The organism is Flammeovirga agarivorans (assembly GCF_012641475.1).
Classification (GTDB): Bacteria; Bacteroidota; Bacteroidia; order Cytophagales; family Flammeovirgaceae; genus Flammeovirga; species Flammeovirga agarivorans.
In genome coordinates, this window is record NZ_JABAIL010000013.1 from 77167 (window position 1) to 92504 (window position 15338).

Annotated in this window: 4 protein-coding genes; all 4 read right to left on the minus strand. The window is 33.6% G+C overall.

Translation table 11 applies throughout. The features are described from left to right. Window positions 1-2 precede the first annotated feature (2 nt). On the minus strand, window positions 3-8360 hold the full coding sequence (locus HGP29_RS25640; protein ID WP_168885324.1) for a LamG-like jellyroll fold domain-containing protein: 8358 nt from the start codon (window positions 8358-8360) through the stop codon (window positions 3-5). Between the two features lie 24 nt (window positions 8361-8384). Continuing rightward, a complete protein-coding gene (locus HGP29_RS25645) occupies window positions 8385-9314 on the minus strand; it encodes a tail fiber protein (RefSeq protein ID WP_168885325.1) in 930 nt (309 codons plus the stop codon). Window positions 9315-9350: 36 nt separating this feature from the next. Continuing rightward, complete coding sequence (locus HGP29_RS25650; RefSeq protein ID WP_168885326.1) at window positions 9351-10235, minus strand: phage tail protein; 885 nt, start codon at window positions 10233-10235, stop codon at window positions 9351-9353. 1116 nt (window positions 10236-11351) lie between these two features. Beyond that, window positions 11352-15335 carry a hybrid sensor histidine kinase/response regulator transcription factor gene (locus HGP29_RS25655; protein ID WP_168885327.1) on the minus strand — a complete coding sequence of 1328 codons (3984 nt, stop codon included), beginning with the start codon at window positions 15333-15335 and terminating at the stop codon, window positions 11352-11354. Window positions 15336-15338: the final 3 nt, after the last annotated feature.

Here is a 15338-nt window from a genome sequence, read left to right on the forward strand (position 1 = left end):
AGTTATTTTACAATACGTTTAGTGTAAGTTTTAGAAGGAGTAGTGATATGTATTAGATATACTCCAGAAGAAAGATTCAATGACATATCCCATTGATTCGCCCCTTTTTGTAAAGTCATTTCTGAAGAAAGCATCACTTTACCATTGATATCCAACACACTTACATTCGCTTTTTCTTCATTTTCATGGAAGAGTGAAACCGAAACTTTTTTATCAAATGGCACTGGATAAACATTCATCTCCTCAGCGTAATTTCCTTGACGGAGATCTACAGGTTGAGCAATAGTACCAAGTAATGCATCTGATTGAAACTGTAATTCTTTTTCAGTTTCAATCTCTTTTTCTCCCACTTCTATATAGTATTTAAGATGCTCTTCATTATCAGCAAACATTGTGATAAAGGCTAGCTTTCTATCTTCTATAGTATTTGTTGGTGCTATACCTCTAATATTGCCATTTACATCTTTGATAATTACCTGGCTCACTTCATCATCTACTAATACAACCGCATTCATATTGGTAGGATATGAAGTCAATACAAAATTAGTTGAAGCTACCTCTTCGCTATTATTGTGATTAGAAACAACATGTGTTCTAGCATTCGATAAATAGCTTGGATAAGTAAATGATTGTTCATTTTGTGTTTTCAACATATACCCAATTCCATCTTCCAAATAGTTCAATGAACCTGTCCAACCGCTAAATTGATCATAGATTGCAAAAGCATGTTGACTCTTTAAAATGTCTCCATTTGAAGCTTCTAAATGAGCCAAAGCATCATTTACATTCATATTCTTAGCTAATGGATATGAAAGCCAGTTCCATCCTTCTTTTAGACTTACCTCTAAATCTTCAAGATCTATTTCATGTCCTTCCAGAGATAATATATTTTCCTTTTCTAATTTGATTTTATACATCTTTTCAGCATTTAATCCACCAAAAGCTGAAAGAGTACCTGTCCAACCTGAAATACTATCATAAGTATCAAAATACGTTTGAGAGTAGATTCTATCTTGGTTGGTTAAATCTAATTCTGCTGTCATGGTGTTGATATCGCTGAAAGATTCTTGATCAACGAAGAAGGATAACCAAGTCCATCCATCATTTAACACTATAGTTTGTTGAACGATATTAGTATCCTCGAAAATGGCAGGGTTCGTCTTATAACCAATCACCTGATCGTTGATAAATTCAATCGTTTCTAAATCATTGATACTCGCATTCAATGCTTTACCCGCCAAAGCATCCCATATACGGAATTCTATATCTTCACCAGAGATTTCATTACTGTAAATCCCCAAGAAAACGAAATAGTCGTCGTAAAATTCATCGTATGCTAAGCTTGCTTCTCCTCTTGGTTCTCCATTTACAAATGCACCAATCTTAGTATGACTATCTTCTGAGAATACTCCATCGATTTTAATTTTACCGATGATGTTCATATTGTAAGCATAATCTATTGGATCAACAGACCATTCTGGCTCTACTTCAAACACCCTTAAATCCAGCTTTACTTTCTCATCATAATCATAGTCTGTATTCAGATACAAGTCTAGGTTATATTGCCCAATTGATAAGTTTGGATCTATGGTCGCTGTAATTACTTTTTTACTATCTGGTGATAAAGTCCCTCCTGTTTCAGATAATGTTAACCAAGTAGGAATATTCTCAATAAAAAATGGTTGATCTTTACCACCTTCATTGGCAATTGTGATTTCAAATGAACTCGATGTTCCTACTTGCTTTTCGATAGACAAGTAATCTGTCTCATCACCAACATACCAAGACACTTCATTTCTTCTAACATAAGCTGTCCAAGTAATTGGTGATTGCTGTAAGTTACCTGCTTCATCAAACATTCTATGTACTGTAATATCTACAGTTTGTCCTTCTAAAACAGCATAGTTACTGATGATTGGACTTAACAATAATTCATCACCATTAATCACATGATAAATTTCAAAGCTTTCCAATTCTCTACTTGGCTTGATCTTAGGAGCATCATCAGAGAATGTATTGGTAAATGGAATTAACGCCTTGGTCGAAATCACTGTCTCGTTTTTAAAGGCATGGTAATATGTTGGTCCATCAGATGTCAATGGATCTGGGGCATTCATATCTAAATACAACATCAAACCAGTAGTATTGTAATCTACTTCATTGAAAGCGTCTCTAGTAATTTGTTCTTTTGTTCTAGCAGTATTCCAAAGGCGAACTTCGTCTAGATGTCCTTTAAACTGACGGTCAACAATAGTACTCCCTCCATCATAATAACCTCTTGCTCCTATCCATATCATATTCCCTGAGAAACCGGATATTCCTGTAGCAGCATTAGATGAAATAAGTTCAGCATCAACATAGGTCTTCAATGTCCCTTGACGAGTAAGTATCATCGCAATATGATGCCATCCCCCATCAATAATTTCATGGGTCAATTCATAAGCTGTACCTTCATTTTCAAGGTATAATTTACCATCTGTTGTAAGATCAACAGACCATTTATTTGCTGCTCCATTTGCTTGAATAATATCTTCTCCGTTTCCTCTTCCGTTGGAGAAAATTGTTGATTCTTGAGCTTCATCTGCTTTAATCCAGAATGATAAAGTCACATCCATTTCACTAGTTAACTGAACATAATCAACATTGTCTAGTGTTAAATAGTCGATTCCATCGAATGCATAAGAAGTACCTTTTGGTTTAATGTCCCAATCAGCTCCCATAATACCATGGCGATTTCTTGCTTTATCATAGCATAGCTCACCTTGTCCTTCATTCATCGGCCAAAAACCCTTTAGGCCTACTTCAGAACCTACCAATTTGCTATACATATTTGAGTAAGCAACAGAAAGAGATAAGAACTTATCCCAGATTCTGAAGTCATGGATATTTCCTATGAAGGTATTCCCACCAATAATTAGTGGATTTGAATTGATGATCTCTAGTTCATCAGTTACAGTAAAATCTAATTCTGTATCGTCTTGGTAGATCGCCATTTTACCATTAGAATCATCATAAGTTAAAGTATAGTGATGGAAAAGGCCATCATTACTTATAATCCCTGTTACTGATTCTCCTCCTAAATTCCATGTCAAACTTGTGCCACTCACTGTTAAAGATGTTCCATTAACTTGACTGAAAATTGTGGCATTACCAGCTACAGTCGCATTATTCATCCAAAACTCAATAGACAAGTCTCCATTTTTTATTGGAGGGTTCTCTAGAAACAAAGTATTTGATTCTCCTGTAAAATATACCGATACATTATGCTTTACATCCTGTTGATTCGTTTCTCCAGTAATCTCAATTTTACTGATTGCCGAGTTATAAATGATATTCTCATTAAACTGCACCTTTAAATCTTCTCCAACATTTAAAATTCCGTCTGAAGGAGTTGGCGTACCAAATACAACCGGAGTATTTAAATCAATCGTCCCCGAAATAATATCTGATGTAAATTCAGTTCCATTTTTACAATAAGATATTGCTCTTACTTCATAAGATCCATCGTCCAATAATGGGTCGGTAATATCCCATGTATAATGAATGGTATTTTCAGTAATTAATTCGATATTACTTTTTCCAATTGACTCCGCATAATCATAATCTTCTTGAGCGTTATAGTAGCTTTTTAGCCTTGTCCATGATGGCGAAGTCGATTTTCTATATTCTAATTCGATTCTATCAAAGTTCTGGAATGTTCTATTATATCCTGACAACTGGATAGGCACACCATTTACTGTCCCATCGTCGTTATAAGTATTAGTTGTGTTTTTCACCCAATTATCTAATGGTAGGTCAATTTGTACCATCGAACAACTTGGAACAAAACTGGCAGAAACATAAACTTCATCATATACATTCAAATCTCCAATATCATCACATAATGATGCTAAAATGATTCTTATATCCTCATATTCATAAACATCAGAAATAGTCTTCTTCAAGGTTAAGGCGAACGGTACTTTTTGTCCATATGGGATATAAACAATTTCCCCATTTTTTTGAATATTTAATTCTGCACTATTAGGATTAGTAGTATTATCCACTAATAACTGGAAGTTCACATCCGACTCAGAAGCACTATTATTTTCTAAATACAATAAAAACTCAGCTTGTCCAGATTCATTGATATCTGTTAGGCTCGCAACTTCAACTGATATCATTGGATCTTCCACCTTTTGGGTAGCATAAGAAAGTTGTTCTCCACCTTCACCTAAAACATTGGGATCAAAACCATCATGAACATAAAACTCTGATTCAGCTGCATCTTCATAAGGGCAAGAAGTTCTACCTCCGATGGTACTAAATACTGGACCATTACCGTCAAATGTATTAATCACATCGACACTTAAGAAGTTATCATCATCCTGATCAATAAAAGTATACGAAACAGTTAAGGTCTCTTCATTTTCAGTACCAATTACTTTCGTTTCGCTGTTAGCAGCACTCGCTTCAACCGATCCTTCAAAACCAATACCGTTAGTTTCTAAACCAACAGTCGTAGCAAATAAAGCATCTACAGCTACTGTATATTCATATTCATCACCTGTTACTTTTACTGTTTCAATTGTTCTTGTTAATTCACCAACACCAGCATCGTAAGAGATATTCTCAGAGAAATTATTATCTGCAAAATCATAAAAATCATCACCTTGCTCTAAGAAAAGAGTAGTATTAAATAATTCCGTTTTTAAAGCCTCTCTTTCAGACAATGCCATATATTTTGTACGTTCATTATTCTGTACAATCTTCTGCCATAAATCGATTTGTTGAACATATTCGGCTCTAGATAACATACCAGGGGTATTGTCAGGGTCTACAGAACCATTATCGATATTTTCAACAATCAATTCTAATTCGGGAATTAACGTTCCTAGGATATGGTTTTGAGAGTAGATAAATAAAGTCTCTGAAGGCTCTTCATTAAAGTACATGGCCTTCATTTTATTGACATAAATCTTGTCTCCGTTTGTATTGGTCAAAGTATATACATCTCTTCCATCTACCGCTTCTAATTTAGGTTCAATATTATCATAAGTACCATAATAATAGTTCATAGATTGACCTATATATAAGTCTCCATCAGCTCCTACATAATTCGGGTCATCGCTTGTAGAAATCGCTTGTGAGAATGTATATGTTTTAGTAATTGTACTGGCATCATCTGAACTAACTTCCACCCCGATACCGTATTCATAATCAAGAGTAGATTCAATTTCCACTACAGGTCCTGCTAATCCACCACCGATCTTGAAATCTGCCCCCATACTGACCGTACTAGACATTGCAGAAGCAATAGAAGAGCTTGTAGCAAGAGTTTTAGAGAAAGTAAAAGATTCACCAGCCTCAATGGTTGCAAAACTATTAGAACCAGGAGGGTCTCTTAAAATAATATCTGGAATATCAGGTGCTGCGGTTACAAATGTCTGTGATCCATCAGATTGACCTCCTAGAATTATCCCTTCTTTCAAATAAGAAATTGGCTCATAATCAATATTCTTTACTCTTAATTTGATATTGATATTTTTGGTAAATGGTAATGAGACCGAAGGAGCACCAGCTCTAAAAGTATACAACGCTTTACTTTGGTCATCAGCTCTTACTGTCAGTGATTCTGAATCATCTAATGCTAAATTATTATTGATGATAAACTCACCATCAACCACAGGTACATCATAACGAACAGGGTTATTAGGGTCTACATCAAAGTTTTCGTACTTCTCGTAAGAATATAATTCAACACCATAAGTTTGGAACTGACTGTACACCGGAAATTCAAAACCTTCTGTATCGTAATCAACTCCTTCAATCGTTACTATTTCTTCAGATTCTTGTGATAAAACACTAATCTCTGGTGTAGATCTATAACTAAAGCTTTGTACATATTGATATGGATTAGAAAGTAAAAGAATATTGTCATCATCGTCCTTAAATTCTGACATCACAGGATCTATCACTTCAGAAAAATCCACTTCTTCTCTAAGAGACAATAATCTTAAGTTGGTATTACTTGGAATAACCACTTCATCTGCTTCAATTCCGTAAGATAGAGGTAAAAGTTCCACTCTATATTCCCCTGTTTCATCATTTGTTGTTACTTGATGTTTTAGTGATCCTGTAACAGGGTCTGCACCTTCTGGTAAGTAGCTAAAAGTTATTTTTGCTGAACCAATATTATTTATTGAAGAAACTGATTCAAAATATGCTGAATCCGTTTCTGAATAGAATTCATAATGAACAGAACCATCATAACCAAAACCAATTTCTTTTGATGATTCTACAGCACCACCTGTCACTCTTCCGACTACAGTCACTTTTGTTGTATCAACAAAAACTCTTTGACTTTCCTGATGTTCAAAAAACTCGAAAAATCCTGTAGATGGGAAACGGCCTGCATGTACTAATGTGTGGTTATTTTTCTTGACCTCAATAAAGTGATCTCCGATCGGAACGCTGATATTAAATGATCCATCAGACTCCGTTTCAACCGGATTTTTATTCTCATCTAATACCAATTCACCATCAATGTAAATATTTGCCCCTTCGAGGAATACATTCGGTTGGTCGTAGATAACTGTACCATTTATATCAGGAGCATAGTAATCTGCTTTGTTTAAAAGCCTTTCACCCGATGAGGTGGTAACTCTATATTGGTTGTAGCCTTCTTCTTGTATTTGAATAACGTCTGATAATGTTTCTATTGGATCAAAAACATTCGTCACATCATACATGACCACACCTTTAAAAATAAATGCTGAAATATCACTAAAGTCAATCCCATTAGCTACCTCAGAACCTTTTCCTAAAAAGGTTACTTGTCGGATTGGATCAAATTCATGTACTCCAAACATTGGGATAATAGTATATGATGCTCCGTTTCCTGAATATGGAATAGCAGAAATAACATAATTACCATATTCGTCTGTAATACCGTAGACTCCTAATTGACTTGCTGTTGGGATGACATCAGACCAAGTACCATTAATTATAGTTGCATGATTTTTATTGAATTCAAAACTTACTTTTGAAAGATCATATGCATATTCACCATTTGCTTCATCCATTCGAATGTAAGCGACAAAGTCTGCCTCGTCGCCACCAAGATATCTTCTAAAATCTGCTCTAACCTTAGCATCAGTTAGGCTTCTTTTCCAATATCTAAATTCATCAATATTTCCTGAGAACCCTTCTCCAACAAATACATCAAAACTCCCTTCTTTGTAGGCTGCGTACGTCCAATTATTATCATCAGTAATAGTAATTGTAGGTCCAATATACTCTTCTGGTAAAGTTGCATTATACTCCTCATTCATCAATCGGCCATTCAAATAAAGCAAAGGAGCTTTATTTTCTTTTAGCACTAATGAGATATTATTGAACTGATCTAAGATCTCATCTATAGGAAGTAAGATATCTGCACCTCTACCATCAACAAGGCCAGAAGGTAGAGAATCCTCTAAATGAATCTCATAAGTATAATTATGATGATCCGCTACAATAAAGTTGATATCAGAAGACGAGGTTTCCATCTTCAATGAATAATTACCAACAGAAGAAGATAATGGCTCTAATTCAAACAGTGTACCCGACACCGAAGTAGTTGCAGTTTTAAACCAAGACTGAATTGTTAGGCTATCAGAAATTTCATCTTCTGTCAAGTTTAAAGTAAGGTAACCGCTTCCATCGAATTCAACACTGCTTCCTACTGAAATAATGCTGCCTTCAGGTTCCGCTCTTACCACAACATCTTTTACAGGGTTTCCCCCTTCAAATGATATATTTCCTGAAACTATTGCTGTAGGATTTCTATAACCTACCCCAGTAATATAAGTCAGGAACTCCTTTGGAATAGCTGAGATTCCATTGGCTTGTAATTTATATTCATAGATTACGCTACCATCTACATAAGGGTCTTCGTACTCATAAACATCACTTGCCAATTGGGCAATTTCTACGAAATTATCTTCATCATTGACATTGTTATCGTCGAATACTCTTCTGTAGATTTTAAAGTTGGTGATGTCTTGATTATTATCAAAAACTTCCCATTGAATTAAGATTTTATCCCCATAATATCCTTTAGATACTTCAAAACCATCATGGCTAAAAGTTGGGAAGGCATATAATCGGTTATAGGGAAACCCTAAAGAAATACTATTCGAATTATGAGGCATATTCCCTAACATAATAGGGCTACCAATCTGAAAATCGATATAAGATCCATCGGAAGTAATTAGTCTTTGCTGATTACCTCCTGAACCTGTAAATACTTTAGGAGCAAATTCATCGTCTTGAGCGAGTACATTCCTCCCATTTACAACTCCGAAAATTAGAAGTAGTATGAAATAAATATTTTTCATATGCATTTATTTAAATGGGAGATCTTAATATTTAATGATATAGTTTACACCGTAAGCAATTGGACGTGTTTCGTTATCACCTGTATTATGTGTATTACCTGAGAAAGTATGGGTATGATCACCTGCTGATAAAGTATTTTCATCATAATCTTCACTTTCATTACCCTTGTTATTTAATACTCTATCTCCATCTTCACTATCGAGAACATCACTTGCATTATCCGCGTCAATTTCATGAACATGGGCTCCATCTGTTGAAGTAGATATATCTAAGTAGTGATTATGTGATTGAATTTGATCTTTTTGTACTTGATTTAATGAAGGACCAACGGGCGCAGAGCCGCCAGTCGTTGTATATTCTCCGTTTGTCCCGATTCCTCTTAAAAATAGACCTCTTAAATCCGGTACATTGGTATCTTGTAATACTCCGATCAAATCACTCGACTGTGGTATTGATTGACCATTGCATAATAACCATCCATCAGGAACATCCCTCCAAGTACCAAGGAAAGGCATAATCGTACCCACAGGGCAACCATTATCTGCATAAATCGATGTCTCTGCTGTTACCGCTGCAACTGCTTTTTCAGCTGATTTTGCATAGGGAACATATTGGAAAGGTTCCTCTGAAATTACAATCGTGTTTCCATTATATTCAACACTGATTCTTAATGACATTTCATCTTCGCTGAAGTCTACATTGTTAAGGTCTCCACCAGTTCCAGTACCAATTACATGTGAAAAAACACCGTAATCATCTGTTTGGATCACCTGAGTTTCTGTAAATTTTGTATGATTCAGAGTATTTTTAATAGCAAAAGTAAATGTCATTGTTTCATTTTGAATTGCTGTATGTGCACTTGTTCTTGCAATACCTTGAATGACAATACCTGTTTGTGCATTCACACTTAGGCTCAAGAGAAATGAAAAGAAAGATATATATAAGAGTTTCATAGTTACGAGATAGAAAGTAAAAGTCGTTGAGATTAATTATATCTTGATAATAAATAAGATACCGTAATTAATAGGTCGGGTATCAATAGCTCCAGTATTGTTTGTGTATCCTTCAACATCATGATCATGTGCTCCTGCAGAGACTGTATTTTCTCTGTAAACTGTTGACTCATGACCTGAATTTTTTAAGACTTTATCAGGACCATCCCCACCTACATTACTGGCTTCATCTGCATCAATTACATGGGTATGTGCTCCGTCTTCACTTGAAGTTAAAGAGGCATAATGTCGATGTTCTTCAAAAAGGTCTTTTTGTATTTCATTTAAAGCTGGACCTTCTGCATAACTTCCATTTTCTAGTCGGTACCTAGCACTTGTTTCAATGTTTCTTAGAAACATTCCCCTCAAATCTGGAGTAGTCGTTGAGTTGATTAAATCTCTGAGACTACTTTCGCTTGGGATAATACTACCATCACAAACTAACCAACCGTCTGGAACTGTTGATTCAATACCAACATAGGCTACAATTGTACCGACAGGACAGCCATCATTGGAGTAAGGTGTTGTTTCAGCATCGTCAACAAACGTCGCTTTATCAACTGATTTGGCATAGGGAACATAATAAAATGGAGCGTCTGAAATGACTAAAGTATTTCCATTATAAATCACACTAACGATCATAGATAATTCGCTAGCATTAAAATCCACAGTTGAAAAGTCATCTCCTACACCTGTACCAAGTACATGCTGATAGACACCATAAGGGTCTGTTGTAATAGTAGATTCTTCTGAAAAGACAGTTTGAGATGTTTCATCTTTTAATGTGAAACTGAAAGTCAATTCCTGACTTTTTATGGCTGCATATGCGGAGTTTCTTGCAATACCTTGTACTACAATTCCAGATTGCGCATACAGAGACAAACTAAATATTAGTAGATTTAGTAAGAGTAGTAGTATAAGCCTCATAGTTTACGAGAAAAATATAGAGTCGTGATGTAGTAAATTTAGTAACCGATTAAAACACTTTTAGCGTAGTAAAATAGTTTAAATAAGATTTGATACCTAATGTTATGATCTTAAAAGATCCATTTAAATAAAGAGCACCAGTTTGCTCAATTTTTAAAATAAATGCTGAGATGAATTATTCTTTAAGATTGTGTAGCATAGTATGAAAAATTAAAAAGTTGTAGATGTTGAACGTCTTGTAATTGCAACATATTAATATTCATTAACTTTTTAAGCAAATCCGTAATAACTACTTAAAACATCTTAGAATAATACAACGTTTAATATGTTTTGTATATTATTTCTGTTCGATAGTATCATTCAATATTAGAATAGTAGAATTTTTTCATCTAGTTTACATTTATAATATTAACATTAATTTAAATTTAAGATACATTACGGTGATTCCTTAGAAAGGTTATTCCATAGTGAAGCTATAAATACATTAAGTTCAATATTCTTAATATAATCCTATACATTACGTAAATAATTGTATGATTTTAATACTATTATTTAGAAAAGCAGTAAAATGTGAGGCATTACTTGTGAATAGAAATTAGGAGATACTCCTTCTCAATTCTTATATATGTTAAAGAGATTTCAATCAATCTTTGATAAAAAAAGGAAGTTAATGAGAAAGAGAAGGAAGTTAATACTTTATCCATTACGCACTAGATATATTCAATTAGTGATATTCTATCAACACCAATACTCCAGTAGTAATCAATGTTATGAAGCAATCCACAGGAAGATGATCTTTATGATTTAATTTTAAAATTCATTCTCCAACTGATAAATAATATTAAAGGTAGCAAGTACTTATTATCCTTCACTACTTCTATCACATTAAACTCTTCCATTCCAAATCTAAAAATATAGATAAGGCAAAGCATAGAAATTGAAAAGATAACATGCAATGTAAAATAAAATGTTTTTAAGGTAATCGATCTGTTCATAATATAAGTAACATTGAGAATTAGTTGTTTATTTGTATCACAAAATACATACCTAGATTGTATTATAGAACAAAAATCAGGTATTATCATCTAGTTGATATTCCTTATACACACTAGGATCTACTTCATATTGTTTTTTAAACTCTCTATTAAAGTATCTCACATCGTTAATTCCAACATTTTCAGCAATTACCTTTATTGAATCATCTGTCTCTAAAATTAATTGTGCTGCTTTTTTAAGTCGAACTGAACGTATAAACCCAACTATAGTATTATTTGTCAATGCTTTAAGCTTCCTATAAATGGTGGATTGACTCATTGCCATATGGTGAGCCAGTACTTCTACATTCAATTCATCATTGTCTATATTATCTTCAATAAACTGTACGGCGTTCTGGATAAACTTCTCGTCTTCTGTTAATGGTTTATCTATCTTTGGTTCTGCTTTTTGTATTGGGTTAAGGGTCGATCGATAGAAAGTGATCAATTGTAACTTATAGGCGAGAAGGTTTTTTACTTTTTCTTTAATCACCTTGCTATTAAAAGGTTTTCTTAAGAAATCATTAGCTCCTAATCCTAAACTTTCTAGTTCATTTTCTGTCGTTGCATTTGCTGTAAGTAGTAAGAAAGGAATATGTTGTAATTCCGGTTTACCTTTCACCTCTTTACAAAAAGTGAGACCATCCATCACTGGCATCATTACATCGGATATGACACAATCTACATCTTGTTTATTCATTATTTCTAACCCTTCTTTCCCATTTGTCGCAGTTAGAATATGGTATTGATCTGTAAATATTGATTCCAAGTATTGTAAAATATCATGGTTATCATCTACCAACAATAAGGTATTATTTTTATTTATTGGTCGATCTTCAATTTTGTTCTCAACTTCAGATTCTTTGGTTTCTATTATAGGTAATTCTATGATAAAAGTACTTCCTTCGTTTTCTGTACTTTCTACATAGATTTCACCATCATGCAGGTTGATAATGTTCTTAGATAGAGATAGCCCGATTCCAGTTCCTCTTTGTTCAGTAAGTTCTTTCGTACTTCCTTGGTAATATCTTGTGAAGATTGCGTCGAGGTCTTCTGTTTTTATCCCTACTCCTTCGTCTCTAATACTAATTTTAATTTTCTCGTCTATTTCTAAATTGACTGTGATTTTTTTACCTCTTGGTGTAAATTTTATAGCATTTGAGATCAAGTTATTAATCACAATTTCAATCTTTTCCTGATCTAGTTTATAAAGTTGATTTTCTGATACCTTGGTTTGAAAGTCTAACTTTAAACCAGCAGTTTGAATAAGTGACTGAAACTCCCAACATTTATTTTCTATTAGTTTCTTGAGTGAGACAAATTGATAAGAAAGTGTGATTTTATTATTTTCAACCTTCCTAAAATCAAGTAATTGATTAACTAATACCAATAAGCTATTGGCGTTTTTATTTATAATCTGAAGTTTTGTTCTGTATTTATTGGGAAGGTCTTCCTCTTCCAATATTTCCTCCAATGGCGAATGGATTAATGTGAGTGGAGTTCTAATCTCATGAGAAATATTGGTAAAGAACCTTACTTTCGCTTCTGTGATTTCGTGTTCTTTTTCTTTCTCAATATTGACTAGTTTGATTTTGTTCTCCAGTTTTTCCTTTCTAATAAAGAAACTGAACACTCCATAAAATATAATTAATACAACAATTACATAGATCACATAAGCAGTGGTTGTTTGCCAAGGTGCTGGACTAATGTTTATTTGTAGTTGAGTTGATTCTCCACATTCACCATTTTTACAGCCTTTAATCTCTATAATATTTTCACCAACCGGCAGCTGAGTAAATGTGATACTTGTGGTATGCTGATTATTAATCCATTGATCAGATATAGATTTAACTCTATAATAATAAGTGATATTTTTTTGATCGATATAATTATTCGTATTAAAGTCTAATCGAATGACCTTCTCTCTATATGTAAGATCAATTTCTTTAGTAAAGGCCAATATTTTATCTAATATGATTTTTTGATGTAAGCTATCTCCTACACTTATGTTCTTATTATCGATAAATACTTTAGAAAAGTATAATTGTGGAATCGTTTTCTTTGTATCAAGGAACTGTGGAGAGAAAACAAGTAGACCTTTCTGTCCACCAAAATAAATCAGATCATTCGTATTAAATACTGCATCAATATTTATAGAAGAAACATTAACTCCATCTTCTTTTGTATAGTTCTGAATGGTATTGGTTGATAAATCAATGCTACTTATCCCTTTTGATAATCCTAGCCATACTAAGCCTTTTTGATCTAAAGTAATGGCATTGATACAATCATTTTCTAAACCAGATGACTGATCGAAAAAATCGATAAATTGTAATTCTTCTCCAGTATTATCTAATACTAATAACCCTTTCGCACTTCCCACAAAAAGAGTATCTAAACTAGGAGTTGTATAAAGTGATAATATGATATTTGACGGAAAATCGAAATTACTTTTTAGATCTATAAATTGGTATTTGTTGGTGGTTGTGTTCCATCTGAACAAGCCATGATAAGACCCAATCCATATGGAATTATTGTTTCCTGCAATGATATGTTCAACTCTATCTGAAACGAATTTATTCTCTTTTCTCACATCGGGAGCATAAAAAGTAATCTGGTCAAGAGAGAATACTATGTCACTCTTAATTGTTGCAAGACCACTTTGTTGTAAACCGAACCAGATGGACTTTGTTGATTGATCATGGTAAATGGATTTTATTTTTCTAAATCTAGTTGATCCAAACAACTGATGCTTCTTATTGGGATCATTGAGAGGGAAAATATACAAACCATTAGAGGCGCCCACATACATAGAACCATTGATCTCTTGGAAGGCATTAATTAGTTGGTTTTTAGTGACAGTAATTTCCTTATAATTATTATCAGATGCACTCTTATATACCAAACCCCCATTCTTAGTTCCTACCCATTGATTGTTATGTGAGTCGACAAATATACTATTGATGTTATTGTCCGTAAAACCTATATTCTCTCGATGAGAGTTCGCTACTTTATAAATTCCTCTGTTTTCGGTTAACCTTACCACACCTCCATGAGTAGTTGTAATCCAAATAATACCAAGGTCATCAATTAGAATATCAGTAATCCCTTCATAATTCTTATTGATTTCAGCGTCAGGCAATAGATCAATTTTGGTGAAGTGTGTTTTCTCTGGGTTACTTCTGTAGAGTCCATCCTTCCATGTTCCTACCCAAAGTCTTCCTTGTTTATCAATTAATAATGAATTGATTAATCGTAATTTATCAGAATTTTTTCCGCCAATTTTTTTATTGACATGCGTTTTAAGGTCAAACTGATTTAAAGAGGTACTAGAACCAAAATATATAAGGTCTCTATTTTTATCATAGGTTAATTTCGTTATCCATCGAACTTTATCTACAAAATGTTTCTTTACTTTTCTTTCATGAACATCGTATTCAAATAAACTACCAGATGTACCATACCAAATATTCCCGTTGTTTACTTCTATAATGGATTGTATTACTTTCTTGTCTTTTCGATGAAATATAAGTTCTCCCGTATTTAAATCAATCACAAAAAAACCATGATACCAAGTGCCCACATATAAATGTCCAGAAGAAGTTTCTTTCAAAGAGATAATTCTGAGGTATGAATTCTTTGGAATATATTTTTCAAATATATGATTATAACTTGTAAACTGGTCTTTTGCAATGTCATAAGCAGATAAACCACCACTTTTTGTTCCTACCCACAATATATTATTTGCCCCTAATTCTAAGGTCTCAATATCTTCACTGATCAATTGGTCATACCTTTTAGAGGGTTTGAAATATTCAAAACCTTGTGCATCCAATTTGACAATACCTTCACTACTTGCAAACCATAATTGCCCCAAATGATCTTTAACTACTCTAGTTACAGAGTTATTCGACAGTCCGTTAGATACATTCAGGTATTCGTATAAATAGTCTTCTTTCGAATCGGCTAAGCCAATGTTGGTAATAAATAAAAGAACAAAAAAATGTAGTAGTCTATTCATTTA